Origin of the sequence: Mucilaginibacter mali (assembly GCF_013283875.1) — a bacterium.
GTDB classification, from domain to species: domain Bacteria; phylum Bacteroidota; class Bacteroidia; order Sphingobacteriales; family Sphingobacteriaceae; genus Mucilaginibacter; species Mucilaginibacter mali.
In genome coordinates this window covers 4297227-4314149 of the sequence record NZ_CP054139.1, presented here as the reverse complement: position 1 = coordinate 4314149, position 16923 = coordinate 4297227, and the positions used below count along the sequence as shown (strand labels likewise).

At 46.6% G+C, this 16923-nt stretch carries 14 protein-coding genes; 2 read left to right on the top strand and 12 right to left on the bottom strand.

Going from position 1 to position 16923, the window contains the following annotated elements; all coding sequences use genetic code 11:
- Positions 1 to 16: 16 nt before the first annotated feature.
- The 4 genes from HQ865_RS18095 to rlmN form a co-directional block, all read right to left on the bottom strand.
- Entirely contained in the window at positions 17 to 748 is a 732-nt protein-coding gene (locus tag HQ865_RS18095; protein WP_173416253.1) for a periplasmic heavy metal sensor, read from the bottom strand.
- Between the two features lie 12 nt (positions 749 to 760).
- Positions 761 to 1099 carry a hypothetical protein gene (locus HQ865_RS18090; RefSeq protein ID WP_173416252.1) on the bottom strand — a complete coding sequence of 113 codons (339 nt, stop codon included), beginning with the start codon at positions 1097 to 1099 and terminating at the stop codon, positions 761 to 763.
- On the bottom strand, positions 1096 to 1665 hold the full coding sequence (locus tag HQ865_RS18085; RefSeq protein WP_173416251.1) for an RNA polymerase sigma factor: 570 nt from the start codon (positions 1663 to 1665) through the stop codon (positions 1096 to 1098). Before HQ865_RS18085 ends, HQ865_RS18090 begins: the two co-directional genes overlap by 4 nt.
- Before the next feature lie 218 nt (positions 1666 to 1883).
- A complete protein-coding gene (gene rlmN, locus HQ865_RS18080; RefSeq protein ID WP_173416250.1) occupies positions 1884 to 2930 on the bottom strand; it encodes a 23S rRNA (adenine(2503)-C(2))-methyltransferase RlmN in 1047 nt (348 codons plus the stop codon).
- A 174-nt stretch (positions 2931 to 3104) separates the two neighbouring features.
- Here rlmN and HQ865_RS18075 point away from each other — a divergent pair, with 174 nt between their 5' ends.
- The gene (locus HQ865_RS18075) at positions 3105 to 4277 is read left to right on the top strand and encodes an amidohydrolase family protein (protein WP_173416249.1); all 1173 of its coding nucleotides are present in this window, start codon (positions 3105 to 3107) and stop codon (positions 4275 to 4277) included.
- A 39-nt stretch (positions 4278 to 4316) separates the two neighbouring features.
- Here HQ865_RS18075 and HQ865_RS18070 read toward each other — a convergent pair whose 3' ends face one another.
- From HQ865_RS18070 to HQ865_RS18055, 4 genes are all read right to left on the bottom strand, one after another.
- Positions 4317 to 5660: a histidine-type phosphatase gene (locus HQ865_RS18070; protein WP_173416248.1), complete on the bottom strand. Its 1344-nt coding sequence runs from the start codon at positions 5658 to 5660 to the stop codon at positions 4317 to 4319.
- A 76-nt stretch (positions 5661 to 5736) separates the two neighbouring features.
- Entirely contained in the window at positions 5737 to 7101 is a 1365-nt protein-coding gene (locus HQ865_RS18065) for a hypothetical protein (RefSeq protein ID WP_173416247.1), read from the bottom strand.
- A gap of 22 nt (positions 7102 to 7123) precedes the next feature.
- Entirely contained in the window at positions 7124 to 9898 is a 2775-nt protein-coding gene (locus HQ865_RS18060; protein WP_173416246.1) for a TonB-dependent receptor, read from the bottom strand.
- Positions 9899 to 10031: 133 nt separating this feature from the next.
- Positions 10032 to 10313 carry an ATP-dependent Clp protease adaptor ClpS gene (locus HQ865_RS18055; protein ID WP_173416245.1) on the bottom strand — a complete coding sequence of 94 codons (282 nt, stop codon included), beginning with the start codon at positions 10311 to 10313 and terminating at the stop codon, positions 10032 to 10034.
- Positions 10314 to 10428: 115 nt separating this feature from the next.
- On the opposite strand from HQ865_RS18055, the gene HQ865_RS18050 reads away from it, so the two are divergent.
- On the top strand, positions 10429 to 11304 hold the full coding sequence (locus tag HQ865_RS18050; protein WP_173416244.1) for a hypothetical protein: 876 nt from the start codon (positions 10429 to 10431) through the stop codon (positions 11302 to 11304).
- Positions 11305 to 11436: 132 nt separating this feature from the next.
- Here the strand turns inward: HQ865_RS18050 and HQ865_RS18045 are convergent, their stop codons facing one another.
- The 4 genes from HQ865_RS18045 to uvrB all read right to left on the bottom strand — a co-directional run bounded on the left by HQ865_RS18045 (position 11437) and on the right by uvrB (position 16751).
- On the bottom strand, positions 11437 to 13914 hold the full coding sequence (locus tag HQ865_RS18045; protein WP_173416243.1) for a YfhO family protein: 2478 nt from the start codon (positions 13912 to 13914) through the stop codon (positions 11437 to 11439).
- Between the two features lie 89 nt (positions 13915 to 14003).
- On the bottom strand, positions 14004 to 14294 hold the full coding sequence (locus HQ865_RS18040; protein WP_173416242.1) for a hypothetical protein: 291 nt from the start codon (positions 14292 to 14294) through the stop codon (positions 14004 to 14006).
- 9 nt (positions 14295 to 14303) lie between these two features.
- On the bottom strand, positions 14304 to 14567 hold the full coding sequence (locus tag HQ865_RS18035; RefSeq protein ID WP_173416241.1) for a DUF4834 family protein: 264 nt from the start codon (positions 14565 to 14567) through the stop codon (positions 14304 to 14306).
- A 153-nt stretch (positions 14568 to 14720) separates the two neighbouring features.
- Positions 14721 to 16751 (bottom strand): excinuclease ABC subunit UvrB, encoded by a 2031-nt coding sequence (gene uvrB / locus HQ865_RS18030; RefSeq protein WP_173416240.1) that lies wholly within the window; start codon positions 16749 to 16751, stop codon positions 14721 to 14723.
- Between the last annotated feature and the right edge of the window lie 172 nt (positions 16752 to 16923).

Below are 16923 nucleotides of genomic sequence, written 5' to 3'. Positions count from 1 at the left end.
AAGTCATACATAATATTCATTTAGGTTGCTCCAGCGGCGGTCCCCCATTGGGTGGCGGCCCACCATTTGGCGGCGGTCCTTGTCCCGGCGGCGGGCCATAGGGTGGAGGCCCATATGGTGGTCGTCCTCCCGGCGGTGGAGGCCTGTGCCCCTGCTGACCTGGGCCTTGCCTATGCAAACTGTCCCGCGGCGGGCCGTACATTGGCCGGCCATTTGGAGGGCCTTGCCTCCATCTTCCCGGCGGCCCTCCCTGCGGGCCATTAGGTCCACCAGGCCGGGGACCGGACATCATGTGCAATACCTGGTTTATTATCCCATCAAACTTGCGCGCCTGCGCGGTATCCAGTATCGCCCTGAATTTGCGAAAATGATAAAAAGTAGCCGAATCCAGTTTGCCCTGGTTGGCCAGTATGCGTTTTTCTAAAGCGTTCACCGTGGCCGGGTTAGCCGCTGGATTCTTCAGGTTATCAAAAAATGAATCGCGTTGCAGGCGCATCTCTTCGCCGGCTTTGCGGGTAAAGCGCATGTGTTGCTGCCGCAGGGTATCGTACAATTTTACCTGCGCCGGGTTAAGCTTCAGCGTTTTGGTCAGGTACTCAAATGCCTGTCCACCCGGCAGGGGTTGCTCGCGTACCGGCGGCTTTTGATGCTGGCGCTGGTAATTGTTGTACCACAGCATCCCGATCAGCACGCAATTGACGCTGATGAGCAGGATAACGATGATGACTAATGTTTTAAAATTCTTCATGCTTACGGTTATTTAATAACTGTATGATTGTGCCTTAGGGAAAAATTCCTCGCCAACAGTCGATATGCCTGTTGTTGGTTTCATCTTGCCCTTACTGCTGATATGAGGTACCGGCTGCTGTTGAAACTTATTCAGCATAAAAAAGCTGCCGATATTGATAAACAGGATCAGTAACAAAGCCATCGATAGCCTGAACATCAGCCGGGCATGTTTGGCCGTAGCCTGGCGCACCTGCCCCATTCGGTTAAGTATTTTGGCATACAGGTAAGGGTTGGCCTCCAGTTGCTTCAAGCCATCCAGGCTGTTAAGCGTATTTTCGGTTAACTGTTTTATTTCCTGCTGTGTTTTCATAACGACTGATAATAGTTAAACAATTGTTTCTTTAAGTTGGCCTTAGCCCGCGACAGCAACGACTCGATAGCGCCCTCGCTCATTTGCATAATTTCGGCTATCTCCCGCTGACCTTTATCCTGCACCTTTTGCAGGATAAAAGCCGTCTTTTGATTTTCAGGCAACCGGTTAATCGCCTTAAATAAAATAGCCGACTGCTCTTTATTCTCGGCCAGTACACCCGGGTGCACAAAATCGGCCGGTTCGTATATCAATTCCTGGTTGGCGCCAAACAAGCTGAGGATAAATCCCCCGCGCTTTTTACGGTTACGGTAACGCACCAAATCCATAGCCTGCGTAATGCTGATGCGGTATATCCAGGTGCTTAGTTTGGCCTGCTGTTTAAAGCTGCCAATGTTTTCGTAAACCTTAATAAAAACCTCCTGGGTAACATCGTCGGCATCATCCGTATCCTGCACAAAACCCAATACCGTGTTGTATACCATATGTTTATAGGTATCCACTACCGCCTTAAAAGCGCTTTCGTCGCCTTTAAGCAGTCCGGCTATTAGTTCGTGCTCGGTCAATCCGGGTTATCAATATGGGTTAGACGGTGTTTGGTTAGTATTCCTTCGGTGGAAGTTAGGAAAAAATGCGCTAATGTGCGGATGTGCAAATATGCAGATGATGGGGATGTGCAAATATGCAGGTGTGCGGATGTGCAAATGAAAAGCCTGGATAGCGTTTGCACATCTGCATATTCGCACATCTGCACATTAACTCCCCCTTTAGGGGGCCGGGGGGCTTAGCCTTTAATCGCCAATTGCCCGCAGGCCGCGTCAATATCCTTACCACGGCTGCGACGTACGTTGGTTATGATGCCTTGCTTGCGCAGGTATTCGGCAAAGGCTTCTATCTTATCCACATCGGCATTGGTGAAGGCGGCGAACGATATAGGATTATATTCGATGATATTTACTTTGCATGGCAGGTGCTTGCAAAATTTGGCCAGTTCGGCGGCATCCTCAATATTATCGTTAAAATCATTGAAGACGATATACTCGTAGGTTACCGGGTTTTTGGTTTTGGCGTAGAAGTATTTCAGGGCGTCGGCCAGCGCTTTTAGCGAGTTTTGCTCGTTAATGGGCATAATGGTATTGCGCTTCTCGTCGTTAGCGGCGTGTAGGCTCAATGCCAGATTAAACTTCACGCCGTCATCACCCAGTTTGCGGATCATCTTGGCAATGCCCGCGGTTGACACGGTAATGCGCTTGGGCGACATGTTCAGCCCCTCTTCCGATGTAATTTTTTCGATAGATTTCAACACATTGGCGTAATTCAGCAGCGGTTCGCCCATGCCCATGTATACAATATTGCTTAGGGGCAGGCCATAATTTTGCACGGCTTGCTGATGAATAAGCACCACCTGGTCGTAAATTTCGTCGGGATTGAGGTTGCGTTTACGCTCCATGTAACCGGTTGCGCAAAATTTGCAGGTTAAACTGCAACCCACCTGCGATGATACACAGGCCGTCATCCTTTCGGGGGCCGGAATTAAAACGCCCTCAATTAGATGGCTATCGTGTAAAATAAAAGAATTTTTTATAGTTTTATCAGCACTAAACTGTGAGTTATGAATTTTTACATTATTGATGGTAAAAGTTTCATCCAGCTTGGTACGAAGTTCTTTAGAAATGTTGCTCATCTCATCGAAAGAAACACATGATTTCTTCCAGAGCCATTCAAATACCTGCTTTGCCCTGAAGGCCTTTTCATCCATTTGGATAAAATGCTCCTGCAGTTGCGGCAAGCTAAGGCTGCGGATATCTATTTTCCCTTTCGTATTATTCACAGATACAAAGGTACTTAAATTTAAAGATCATATTTTGAGAACAATCTTTTTTAATTGTAAAATTAAAAAACAACAACTAAAAGTTAATTGTAATTTGCTAATATAGAAACGTAAGTTATGATTAGGTTTTCAGGTAGTTTTTGGAGGATTGGGATGAGCTAAGTAAAGATATCAATGAAAAGTTTTAGAGCCGATTACGTTTTTCCTGTTTATGCCGATCCCGTTAAAAATGGAATAGTTACCGTTGATGACACCGGTAAAATTATTTCAGTGTCTGACAATCCCGCAGACCACCACACCCCCCATGTTGAAAAGCTGGATGGGATAATTTGCCCCGGATTTATTAATACCCATTGCCATTTAGAACTATCGCACCTTAAAGATAAGATTGCCCGGGGAACCGGTATGATCGATTTTATTAAGGGCATACAAGGCTTTCGCCATGCCAGTGAAACCGATATTATAGCCGCAGCCACCCAGGCCGATGCGGATATGTATAACCGTGGCATTGTTGCCGTTGGCGATATATCAAACAATGCCCTTACTGCTTCTATAAAGGCCGGAAGCAAAATGTATTACCATACCTTTGTAGAAACCTTTAGCTTTTTGCCCGAACGTGCGCAGGAGGTATTTGATAAAGCTGTCGATCTGTTAGCGCAATTCAGGCCGCAACCGTCATCCATTACACCGCATGCGCCCTATTCGGTATCGAAGGAATTATTCAGGCTGATCAAAAACTACGCGGATACCCACGACGACAATCTGCTAAGCATCCATAACCAGGAGTGCGACGACGAGAATAAATTTTACCGTTACAAACTGGGCGGCTTTGTAGATCTGTACCAGTTCTTCGGGATGGATATCAGCTTTTTTAAGCCGCAGGCCCGTAACTCTCTGCAATCGGTATTGCCACTGCTTAGTAGTAAACAACCGATATTAATGGTGCATAATACCTGCACCAACCTAAAAGACATTTACTTTATCAAGCGCTTTGATAAAAAGATCAATTGGTGTTTTTGCCCGGGCGCTAACTTGTATATCGAAAAAAGACTACCTAAAATAGATCTGTTCCTTGACCAGGGAAATAATATTACGCTTGGCACCGATAGCCTGGCATCAAATGGTATATTGTGTATCCTTACCGAGATGCTTACCCTACAGCAAAACTTCCCGGCGCTGGATACCGGCAGGCTGATAAAATGGGCTACGCTGAACGGCGCCAAATTTTTGGGTATTGATAAGGATAAGGGGAGCCTTGAACCCGGCAAAACCCCCGGCCTTAACTTAATTACCAATACCGACGGATTAAAACTGACCGAAAACAGCAAGGTGGTGAAGCTGGCTTAAGCAGTTCACCACCTTGTTATATAATGACTTTAATTATACCTATTTTACTTCTTTCAGGTATTTCACCATATCATCATTAAGGCCAACGTTTAGCTTGCTTAACTTTGCCATATAAAGGGCACGCAGGGCAGCCCATGGATAGTAAGGGTAATTACGGTTATCCATGCCGGTTATCTTCGCTTCCTTTTCATTCAGTAATACCTTTACCAGCAGGTCGTTGCCGCCATCCTTACGGTAAAATACCCATTGAATATTGGAGCTCAGCGGTATCACCTGCGACGACCACCAGGTCTCTCCAACATTGGTCATATCGGGCGCTACCTTATCAGCACCGCTAATACCCAGCAGGGTGGCAAAGGGCGATATAGTTTCGGCATGGGCAAAACGCAGATCGGCGTTCACCTGGCCGCTTTTTATAAAATCATCGGTAGTATTAATGAAGTTAACCAGCAGCGGCACGGCTATGCGCACCTGTATGCCGTTAACATCCGATCCCGGGCCCTTCTTCAGATAATCGTCCAGCATGTCAATCCGGCTCAGCGATATCAGATCGCTACAGCCGATCAGGTTGTCGAAATCAACTTCAGACGGCTTTACCCCCGCTTTTTCTATCTCGGTTTTTAACGATGGAACGATAGTAGCGAAGCCAAAAACATCGCTTACCAGCTTCTCTGCTTCATCCGGTTTTAAGGTCTTCATAAATGCCTTGTTAAGCCAGTCATCGGCAATTTTATTGTACATGCGCACATGGTTTAAACGGTTTTGCAACTGCTTCATATCAGCCTGCCAGTTGCCGTTCTCCTCAAATGCCACATATGCGGGTGAAGCATCGTAAAAACGCAGGTCGGTATCATCATTATATTCTTTGATCTTCGGTTCTTCTTTAAACCCGGCTTTTAAGCCAATCAGGAAGGCGTCGGCACTTTGCTTGGTGCGTACCTCTTTTGTAATGGCTACATTAAGTTTAGGCGTGCTGCCGAATACCTGCGGATACCATTTATACATACGTTGGCCAATGCCCTGTAACTCATCCTTGCCTTCTGCTGATATCGATTTTACCTGGCCGCGTTCTACCTTATCCAGCGCCAGTATCATTTGCTTTAGCTTTTTACCGGCCGATGTTAAGCCGTTGACGCTATCGGCCCGCATAATTAGCCGGTAACCGAACGAGGTATTTACCTCTTTGGTTAGGTGCCTTGCGCCGTGACGGCCAACATGGTTAATAAATACAGGCTGATAACCAACCGGAGCCGATTTGTTTTTGCCTGAAGGCGCAGCATAAAGCGTTTTAGTGCCTAAGTAATTGTAATTGCATTTTTGCGCTTTGCCGAAAAAGGGAATTGAAAGCGCTATTAGCAAGGCTGTTGTTCTAAGGTTTTTCATTGGTGCCATAATGCAAATAAACTCAGAATAGCTGAGCTATCCTGAGTTTATTTTAATTGAATGAAATGAATATTGATTAGTGTTGGTTACCGGTACCATCGCTTTGGTAAGCGCCGATATCTTTACCCGGCGCCATTACGTTTGCACCCAATGTGCCGGTAGCTGTTACCGCTTTTAACGGAGAGAAATCGGTTTTACCTTTGCCAATAGCAGGCGAACCTGGCAACAGGCGGAAGTTTGATGTGCCGACAGTTAACAGGTATAAAGGCTGCGCGGTATATGATACCGCCCCGGTTTGTGTGCTGTAGTCAAACTTATCTACATCAAAACCATAAAACATAGGGTTATTTTGTTTGGCTGTTCCGTGGATGTCTTTGTCCTTAAACGAGGCAACACCATCGGTAGCTATAAACTGGGCAACAATACCTGCTGAATTACCATAATCATAGTTATTGTTGTAGGCAATGTTAGGGATGTCGGCATCGGTAGTTACACGCAGGCCAAAACGGCAGTTTACCATCAGGTTATTGTAGCATAAGCCACGCGCGCCCTGCTCATAATCGATAGAGCCGCCACGGCCTGTTTTGGTTTGGCGCCAGCCGCCGTTGATCATGGTATTGTTATACATGTTAACGTTACACTGTATAGTGGTTGTGCTGGTATTTGCCGCTTTAAGCGAGTTGGTGGCCGCGCCTATCAGCACGTTATAAGCCAAATCGCCTACGGTACCACTCTTCATGTTAAAGAACTCGCCACCGGCTTGCCCGCACGATTCAAATGTATTACGCATAATGCTGATATTACCACCGGTAGTACGGATGGCATCATCCTTACTGCCGTAAATCCAGCAATCTTCCATAATAAAGTTCTTGTTCAGGTTAGCAAACAGGATCAGGTAGCGTGGGTCGCCCTGCGCGTAAGGCGGGTTACCAATGCCCGATGGGCCTCCGGCAAACTCAACGTGCGTCCATTTCAATATCAGGTCGCCGCCTTTGTAAGGGTTAGGCGCGTTTGGGTCTGGTGCCGGGGCCGGAGCGCAAACTATACCGCCCCATATGCCTGCAAATGCATTAGCCTGTACGCGTTGCGCATCCGGAACGGTTATCCAGTTTGGGGCCTCCTGTGTACCCAGGCTTATAAATGTACCATAGATGGTTAATTGCGGGCTTTTAGCGGCCGATGAGCCGTCGCCAAGGGCGATCAGCTTAACACCGCTTTGCATTAAAAGCGTATCGCCGTTGTTTACGGTAACATCGCTTTTAAAATAATATGTTTTACCGCTAACCATGGTGCCTTTAACACTCCCTTTCAACGTGTCTGAAGTGATGGCGGCGCCGGCTTCAACGGTAGGTTTTGAGATGCTTACAATTTCTTTTTGATGGCAGGCCGATAGCATATACATGCTACCTGTAATAACTGCCAGTTGAATAATTCTTTTCATATATCAGCTAATTGATCAATGTTTACAATTTAAAGCGTAAGCCAATCAGGTAGGTTTGCTCATACCTGTCGCGGCGTACAAATACATTTTTACCCGGAGTTTCATATTCCACCGGTAATACGGTTGATGCCGGGTTATACGGGCGGTGTAATTCCAGTTCGAAAGGGGTATTTAATAAGTTAGCAGCCTTAACATATCCGTAGAAATGCCTGAACAGCTTTTTCTCAACCGAAACATCTAACTGGGTTGATGCTTTTTGCCAGATATCGTTATCAAGGTATGGCGATACCGAATTGATACGCGAGCCGGTGTATACCAGCGCTATCTGCGCGTCTAAACCGGTTTTGGCGCTCTTATAAAGTAATGAAACATTACCTATGTTTTTAGACTGGCCCTGCAGCGGACGGGTTTGCATTTCGGGGCGCTGAGTTAAGAAGCCGCCGGCATCGCGGTAACGCACGTATTTAGATGTGGTGATCTTCGAGTCGGTATAAGTATAGTTGGCGCGGATACCGAAGTTGTGTATGTACTTGGTAAAATCAAGCTCGAAACCATAGTTGGTACCAGTGCCAAAGTTGCTGGCCTGTAACGAGTAGCCGGTAGCGCCGCCGGTGTTGTTGGTAATAGCAAACTCGATAGGGTTGTTGATCTGCTTGTAGAACGCGCCAACTAATAACTGATCAAGTGCTTTAGGGAAAAACTCGTAACGCAGGTCGTAGTTATCGGCAGTTACGCGTTTAAGGTTAGGGTTACCAATTTCGGTGTAATCGGCATCCGGGTCGCCGCCGGTGTGCGGTACCAGTTCGTAAAAACCCGGGCGGCTGATGCCCGAATAGTAGCTGGCGCGCAGGTTTTGTTTATCGCTGATTTTATATTTAAAGGCAAGGCTTGGCAATACATCATAGTATTCGATATGGCCGGTAGTGCCTGCCAGTTTTTGCGAAGCACCGGTTTGCCAGCCCTGGCGGGTATACTCGGTGCGGATACCGCCAATGGTTTGCACCTTGCCGATGTTAAATTTAAACTGGCCGTAGTAAGCGCCTACTTTTTCGTTAAACACATAGTTAAGCGCATCGTCTGATGTACCCTGGGTGTTAAATATCTGGAAAGTATTGCTTTCAATAGCAGGGGCTACGGTTTGTGTTGATGGTACCGGCCTTAAGCTATAGCTATCGTAAATGCTGGTACGGTCTTTATCGCGGTACATACCACCGAAGGTAAACTCCACATCGGTGCTTAAGATTTTTGGTGTATAGGCGAAATTCAGGTAAGCTGCCTTGTCCCTGTCCGAGTTTTTAGCCCAAACATGCTGCTGCCCGTTAAGCGCGTCGAAAGTTGGGGCTATTACCTGCCCGCTTGGTAATACACCTGTCGAAATGTCCAGTGTAGCGCGGTCGGGCTCGTTCGCTTCTGCTTTAGAGTAAACCAACGACCAGTCTGTACGGAATTTATCGGTGATGCGGTGGTTCCCTTTTAAAGTGGTATTGTAGATCTGTTGAACAATGCGTGAACTGCGCTGGTTAATTTTAACACGGCCAACCCCCATGCCGGTACGGCCAAGCACCAGGTCGGTATCCGATGCAAGGCGGTATTGGTTTTGGGTAAGGTTCAGATAGGCCGCGTACAGGTCTATTTTGTTATTGCTGTCAAACTTGTAGTCGGCTTTGGTGTGTACGCCAGTACGCTGCTGCTGGATATTGTACGTACGCGATTCAACATCAGAAACAACAGGCTCGTTATTATTGCGGTCAACATCGGTGCCAAAATATACGCTGTTATTACCACGGTAAGTGTTTTGATAGCTTAATGCGCCCAATACCCCCAGTTTTTTATCGGCAGTACGGCCACCTATGGTAAGGCCAAACACGCTTGATACCGGTTTGCTTGTATTGGTTTTAAAACGGTTGTTGCTAAAATCGGCATTGGTGGCCAGGTAATCGTTACCATTCATGATACGTGGCGATGAATTTGCCGATGAATGGTTAAACGAAACGAAATCACGGTCGAAAAATATTTGTGAATAACCCGCAGCCAGGTTGGCATTAACGGTAAAGTCATCGGGTGCATCTTTTAATACCAGGTTAACCGCACCACCAATCGCGTCGGCTTCCATGCTTGGCGTAAGTGATTTATAAACCTCCAGGCGGTCTATAATATCGGCAGGGAAAATATCCAGCGGTACATAACGGTTTTTATTATCAGGGCTTGGTATCTTAACACCATTAATAAGTGTGCTGATATAACGTTTTTCCATACCACGGATGATGGGGTATTGCGCTTCACCATTGCTGCTGCGCTCAACCGATACGCCAGATACACGCTGCATTACGTTAGCAACGGTAATGTCCGGAGATATCTCGATGGTTTTGGCCGATACGGCGTTCAGCACCTGGTCCGAGCGTTGCTCAATGCGACGCGCGGTTTGGTCTGAGCCGCCTGCCGCTTTGGCGCCAACTACAACTTCCTTTAACTCGCTGCCTTTAGCTTCTAATTGCAGCCTTACAATGGCAACGTCGCCATCTTTTAAGGTGATGTTTTTGTCCTCGTCTTTGTACGAGATGTACTTAGCTTCAACCTCGTATTCGCCGGCTGGTACATTTTTAAAGGTGTAGCTGCCATCAAGCCCTGTGCTGATGGATTGCTTAAAATCTGTTTTTTTGCTTTTGATGTGGACTGTGGCGCCGATCAGGGGCTCGGCGGTTTTCTTGTCGGTAACTGTACCTTTAATAATTCCGTTCGCGAAGGCAAAACCGGTAATAAGGGTCAGTAAGAAAAATAGGGTAAGGGTTCTCTTCATATACTGTTGAAATGTTCCCGCAAAGGAACACTAACAGTATAAGCACAATATCAAATAGTAATTAAGATATTGTTAAGTGAATTTTAAAAGTTAACTTAAGTTTTTAACAGTAAGTTAATTATGGTGGCGAAATTTACTCTACGGATACGGTAAGACCTTCCTGCTGCAATATTTTGCGGTACACCTCTACCTCGGTAAACGAGCCTTCAAGGATGGCGCATTTTCCTTCGTTATGTACCTTCCAGGCAATTTTTTGGGCTTGTGGTTCAGAATAATCGAGGTATTTCATCATGCAATGGATCACATGGTCGAACGTATTATGGTCATCATTCCACAATATCAGGCGGTGCATTTCTTTTAAACCTGCAAGCAGCTCCTCGAGCGTAAATGTTTCTTCTTGTACCTCTGTTGGCATATGTAAAGGCAAATTTACTTAAAAAAGCTGCAATAAAAATGTTAAAATTAGGTTTATACAGCGCATAAACGTTGTTTTGCCCTGTTTTATATATTTTATTAAATACCCCTGCTAAATGAACAAATACCTGCCTTTTGCCTGCACTACATGTGCTTTGCTTTTAACGGTTGCCACAGTATCGGCTCAACCCAAATCAAAAACAAATATCCTGCAACCACCGCCTGCCGATGTAAAAGTTGACGGCGACCTGAAGGAATGGGCCGACAGCCTGCGCTATTTTAACGAGGAGAAAAAGCTAAACTACACCCTGGCCAACGATAAGGATAACCTTTATATCGCCTTTAGGCTTAACGACCGCACTGAACAAGCACGGGTGTTGGGCGCCGGACTTACCGTAAGTATCGACACAAAAGGCAAGAAGAAGGCCAGCTACAGCCTTACCTTTCCCATGGCCGAAGCAGGCGAAAAGCCAAACATGCAAATGATGCGCAAGCCTGGCGAAGAGAACGTTACCCAGGAAGACCGCGACGCACTGATGCGCGCACGCCTAACCAAACTGCGCGAAATTAAGGTGGTGGGTTTTAAAGATATCGAAGGCGATGTGATTACCACCACCAATACTTACGGTATAAAAGCAGCTATTAATTACGATGCCAACGGCTATCTTGTTTATGAAGCCTCGGTACCGCTAAAGTTTTTTGGCGAGTATAAAGCTGATAAAGACCAATGGGCCTTTAACTTTAAAATTAATGGATTAAGCAAACCCGAAAATGGCGGCGGTCAACGTGGCGGCAGCCCCGGTATGGGTGGAATGGGAGGAGGCATGGGCGGCGGCGGTATGCGTGGTGGCGGTATGGGCGGAGGCCGCCGTGGCGGTGGTGGCATGCGCGGAGGGGGCGGTGCCCCGGGTGGTGGCGAATCAGCCGCTGCGGACCGGACCGAGTTATTTAAATCGGTTGATTTTTGGGAGAAGTTTTATTTGAATATATAAACGAGAAGGCCAAAACACTGGCTTCAGTTATAAACTGAAGCCAGTATTGCTTTAATAAACGAAGGAGGCCCCGATTTATCGGGGCCTCCTTCGTTTATCTAAACTTCGTACCTCAATGACGGGTGGTGAGTATTACTTCTTCTCCTTCCGCTTAATCCCACTATAAGCAGCGCCACCTAAAGCCAGCACCAGCAAGATAGAACCAGCAAAGGAAATCTTCTCGCCAACATAATAGGATGCCGGGTGGAACACAAACTCAATTTTGTGGTTACCCACCGGTATCTGCGCGGCACGCAATACATAGTTGGCACGGAAATATGGTTTCTCCACACCGTCAATCAGCATCTTCCAGCCTTTGTCATAGTATATCTCCGAAAAAACGGCGATCATCGACGCGGTAGAGCCGCTTTGATACTCCATGTGATCCGGGTGATATTTGGTCAGCGTAATGGTGGCGTTTGGATCAACATCAAGTTTTTTCTCATCAATAAGGCTTTTATAGCGTTTATCAACCATTGCCTCATCTTTAGGAGCAAACGCGCTGATCGCCTGCATCTCCTGGTCGGCATTTTCTGCAAAGCTTATCTTTTTAACAAACCAGGCATGGCCACAGGCGGTAGAGCTAACATGCATGCTGGCAGTACCGGTTTTAGGGTCGGTTGTAACAATGTATTTGGTGTTCAGCATATCCAATACATCCTGGTTAACACCGGCGCTAAATTGGTTATCGATCAGCTCGTCGAAACGCTTTAAGCGTGCGGCCGAATAACCGCCAACCGATTTATGGAAGAACGGATTGTAAGTATCGTTCTTTAAACCTGCCGAAGCATCAAACACCCTAAAATCAGGGTCGCTGTCGCGCTGGATAAACTGATCTACCTCGCGGGGTTTCACTACCTGGTCAACCTCTACTTTATCCTGGTAGCTGCTTTCTTTCAGGTAGCGTTTATCAATTTGCCACATATCTATCAGCACCAGGGCCAGTATTGCTACCGAAACAATGGTCAGGTTGATCTTTTCTTTTACAAATGCCAAAACAATACCAAAGGCCAGGGCTACAAATATTAATGAACGGATGGCGTCGGCACGTTCTAAAGCTATCCTGTCTTTTACTAATGCATTAGCTATGCTTGATGCAAAGGCACTGTCGCCCTGCAAAGCGTTGGTTAGGCCTGAAACAGCAGCGGCTTGGTCGGCTGATTTGAAATCTAAAATGGTATCAGGGATAGCGATCAGGATCAGTAAAAGGCCGCCGGTAATATAGCCGGCTAGCTTCAGCTTTTTAAAAATATCGGTTTTATCCTTAGCGTCTATCACTTCCTGTATGGCTAAAAATGCCAGTATCGGGAAGCACAGGCTGGTTATGGCTAAAATAGATTCAACGGCGCGGAACTTATTATACAGCGGGAAGTAGTTAAAGAACAGATCGGACACGTAAGGGAAGTTACGGCCGAACGATAACAACATGGTTAATACCACGGTACCCAATACCCACCATTTCAGGCGGTTTTTAACTATTAATAAACCAAAGATGAACAGGAAGCAGATCACTGCGCCAAAGTACCATGGGCCGGAAGTCATGGGTTTGTTACCCCAATACAGCGCGAAGCCCTGGCTGTTTGATATTTGCTGCGCGTACTGTACCGATTGCTCTTCGGACTGGCCTTTGGCGATAAACACCTTTGCCGTTTCCGAATCCTTATCTAATACTTCGGTACCGGTGCCGCCGCCATAAGCGTTAGGAACCAGGAAGGTGAAGCACTCGCCTACGCTTTGGCTCCACTCGTACGCATAAGTTTTGGCCAGGCCGTTCTTTGGCTCTTTGCTGTTATGCGTAAGGTTAGATGGGCCGCGGTAGCTGTCTTTAGCATACTCGCCGGTGCTCCATAGTACTGCAGCATTTACCATTAAAGCCAGCACCAACGCGCCGCCCAAATAAGCCATCGACTTTAAAAAAGCCGGCATGGTTTTGCTTTTGATGGCATGGAAAAGTTCGATGCAGATCAAAATGATCAAAGCCAGCAGCAAGTAGTAAGTCATTTGCAAGTGGTTCGATTTGATCTCCATCGCCAAAAACAAAGCGGTTAAGGCACCACCGGTAAGATATTTGCCGCGCAACGTAAGTATAATACCCGCCAAAATAGGCGCGAAGTAAGCTATGGCATAAACCTGGTTAGCGTGACCTGCCACCAAATAAATAATATTATATGATGAGAACGTGAACGCGATGGCCCCTGCTGCTGCCAGCCATGGGTTCATACGTAAAACCGAAAACAGCAGGTACGATCCCAGCATCAATATCAACACTACATCAACCGGATTTGGGAATACAGCCTGCCCGGCTTTCAATATCCATGTAGCTATGCTGGCGCTGTATGGTGCCCAAACCTGATAAGCAGGCATACCGCCAAATATTTGATTGGTCCACAGGATGGTTTCGCCTTTGGCCCGGTAATCGTTAATTTCCTTTTGGGTTGATTGGGCGCCGATCACATCGCTTTGTCCAAGCGTTTTGCCATTAAAGGACGGGGTAAAATAAAAGAAGCAGATCCCTAAAAAGATCCCGATAATGGCCAAATGGATACCATTTTGCTTGAACCAATTATTCATTGTTTTGAATTGTTGAAATAAAAATATAATCCTCAAAAATAGAAATTTGAGTGAGATTAGGAATTATAATAGTTAATGCGGAGATTTTATTAACAAGGCTGCGCCTTCATGCGGAAAAGGACGAACATCAGTATCAGGCCGGCAAGGCTGACAATATAACCAATGATGTTATTTTTGCCGTATTCCTCGCGGTTACGGCGGATAGTATAGACATTGTATAAGGCCAGCAGGCCCAGTGATACCCAAAACATCCAGTTTATTTTGGTGCACATGGCAAACAATTCTATAGCGAAGGCTACCACAACGTAGTTCACTACAATAAGTATCAGCGATTCGGGCGTGCCGAAATGTTTGCGTTTATACAGTTCTTCGGGTAACATGGCTAAGGTTTATTTAATTTCCTCGTAATCTACAAAATCACCTTCAGAATCGGGTACGGAACCCTTCTTTTTATTTTGTTCGGGGATATGGTCTATTTTGATAGTACCCTCTTTACGTGTTTGCTGTTGCTGGGTATAGTTTTGCTGGTACTGTTGCTGCGCGTTATTCATAGCGCTTTTAACCGCGCTTTGAAACAAAAATGGGAACAGGAAACGCGCGATAACACGGATCAAATATAATACGCAGATAATTTCGATAAGAAACCTGATCATCTCAATTCAGTTTTAGCTTGCAAATATAAGTAATAACGAATGAATTATGATTTTGTGATGAAGTGAATGTGTAAATGTGCGGATATGCAGATGTGCAAATGAAAAACTATGCAGGTATCTGCACATTTGCATATCCGCACATCTGCACATTCGCTAAAACTTCTCCAGCATCATTTTCTCCAGCGCGAACATTTCGTCGCGAAGCTTGGCGGCTGTTAAAAAGTCCATATCCTTGGCGGCAGCCATCATTTCTTTCTTGGTATTATCGATAGACTTTTGCAGATCTTTTTTGCTCATGTATTGAACGATCGGATCGGCGGCTAAAGCGTTTGTTACCGTCTCGGCTTCTACATAAGCTTTCTGCACCCCGCCGATGAAGTCCATTACCGATGTCTGTTCGATGATAGCTTCTTTAGATTTGCCTACCGTTTGAGGCGTTATGCCATGCTCGGCGTTGTAAGCCATCTGCTTATCACGGCGGCGGTTGGTTTCGTCGATGGTTATCCGCATCGAATCGGTGATGGTATCGGCATACATAATCACCCGGCCCCTGTCATTACGCGCGGCGCGACCTATAGTTTGTATCAGCGAACGCTCTGATCTTAAGAAACCCTCCTTATCCGCATCCAAAATTGCTACCAGCGAAACTTCAGGTAAGTCCAAACCCTCGCGGAGTAAGTTAATACCGATCAATACGTCAAATTCACCTAAACGCAGGCCGCGTAATATCTCTACACGCTGCAAGGTTTTTACCTCCGAGTGGATGTAGCGGCACTTGATGCCCAAGCGGTCCATGTATTTAGCCAGTTCTTCGGCCATGCGTTTGGTAAGGGTGGTTACCAGCACACGGTCGCCCATTTTAATGGTTTTGTCAACTTCGTCCAGCAGATCGTCCACCTGGTTGATTACCGGGCGCACATCAATTACAGGATCAAGCAGGCCGGTAGGGCGTATCACCTGTTCCACCACCACACCTTGTGATTTTTCGAGTTCATAATCGCCCGGGGTAGCACTTACATACAGCGTTTGCGGAGCCAGTCGCTCAAACTCCTGGAAATTAAGCGGGCGGTTATCCAGCGCGGCAGGCAGGCGGAATCCGTAATCAACCAGCGAGATCTTGCGCGAGCGGTCGCCACCGTACATGGCACGGATCTGCCCGACGGTAACGTGGCTTTCATCAATCACCATCAAGTAATCATCAGGGAAATAATCCAACAGGCAGAATGGCCTTGCCCCCGGCTCGCGGCCATCAAAAAAGCGGGAGTAATTCTCAATCCCCGAGCAATATCCCAGCTCGCGGATCATCTCCAGATCGTAATTGGTGCGTTCTTCCAAACGTTTAGCTTCCAGGAAACGGCCATCGGCAATAAATTGCTTTTTGCGCATCTCCAACTCTTCCTGGATGGCCCAGATAGATTTCAGGAACCTATCGCGCGGGGCAACGTAAAGGTTGGCGGGGTAAACCACCATGTGGGTCATTTTCTCTACCGTTTTGCCGGTGGCCGGGTCGAAGGTGCTTAGTTCCTCAATATCATCGCCAAAAAAGGTAATGCGGTAGGCATAATCCAGATAGGCCGGGAAAATTTCCACGTTATCGCCTTTTACCCGGAAGGTACCGCGCTTAAACTCTACCGTGGTGCGGGCGTATAAGATCTCTACCAGGCGGTGCAGGAACGAGTTACGGCTAATGCGCGTACCCACCGCGAATTTGAATACCGAGTTGGCAAAATCCTCGGGGTTCCCCATACCATAAATGCACGATATAGACGATACCACGATTACATCCCTGCGGCCCGACATCAGCGCCGAGGTGGTACGCAAACGCAGTTTTTCTATCTCCTGGTTTATCTGCAGGTCTTTCTCTATATAAGTATTGCTGCTGGGGATGAAGGCCTCGGGCTGATAATAATCGTAATACGATACAAAGTAGTTCACCGCGTTTTCGGGGAAAAATTGCTTCATTTCGCCGTAAAGCTGGGCGGCCAGGGTTTTGTTATGGCTTAATATCAGCGTGGGCCGCTGCGTTTGCTGTATCACGTTGGCCACCGTAAACGTTTTACCCGAACCGGTTACCCCCAGCAGGGTTTGGAACGGATCGCCATTGTTAACACCTTCTACCAGCTGACGGATAGCCTCGGGCTGGTCGCCGGTGGGTTTGTATAATGATGTGAGATTAAAATCCATGGATTAAACAAAAATACTGTTTTAGTGATTAGTTAATCAGTGATTAGGGATTAGTTTACATTGCAATAACGCAAATTAAACAACCTGAAGTGACAACCCTATGTCAACATCAAACTGCTGCGCTGCATTAACATTGAACATTAAGCCGGCAGGAATGTTATATTTACGTTGT

Bases quoted from the DNA above. Each gene is read 5' to 3' on its own strand.
- HQ865_RS18065 (WP_173416247.1), bottom strand. From the start codon at position 7,101: ATGAAAAGAATTATTCAACTGGCAGTTATTACAGGTAGCATGTATATG.
- HQ865_RS18090 (WP_173416252.1), bottom strand. From the start codon at position 1,099: ATGAAAACACAGCAGGAAATAAAACAGTTAACCGAAAATACGCTTAAC.
- HQ865_RS18050 (WP_173416244.1), top strand. From the start codon at position 10,429: ATGAACAAATACCTGCCTTTTGCCTGCACTACATGTGCTTTGCTTTTA.
- HQ865_RS18035 (WP_173416241.1), bottom strand. From the start codon at position 14,567: ATGATCAGGTTTCTTATCGAAATTATCTGCGTATTATATTTGATCCGT.
- HQ865_RS18060 (WP_173416246.1), bottom strand. From the start codon at position 9,898: ATGAAGAGAACCCTTACCCTATTTTTCTTACTGACCCTTATTACCGGT.
- HQ865_RS18095 (WP_173416253.1), bottom strand. From the start codon at position 748: ATGAAGAATTTTAAAACATTAGTCATCATCGTTATCCTGCTCATCAGC.
- HQ865_RS18045 (WP_173416243.1), bottom strand. From the start codon at position 13,914: ATGAATAATTGGTTCAAGCAAAATGGTATCCATTTGGCCATTATCGGG.
- HQ865_RS18070 (WP_173416248.1), bottom strand. From the start codon at position 5,660: ATGAAAAACCTTAGAACAACAGCCTTGCTAATAGCGCTTTCAATTCCC.
- HQ865_RS18055 (WP_173416245.1), bottom strand. From the start codon at position 10,313: ATGCCAACAGAGGTACAAGAAGAAACATTTACGCTCGAGGAGCTGCTT.
- uvrB (WP_173416240.1), bottom strand. From the start codon at position 16,751: ATGGATTTTAATCTCACATCATTATACAAACCCACCGGCGACCAGCCC.
- HQ865_RS18040 (WP_173416242.1), bottom strand. From the start codon at position 14,294: ATGTTACCCGAAGAACTGTATAAACGCAAACATTTCGGCACGCCCGAA.
- HQ865_RS18075 (WP_173416249.1), top strand. From the start codon at position 3,105: ATGAAAAGTTTTAGAGCCGATTACGTTTTTCCTGTTTATGCCGATCCC.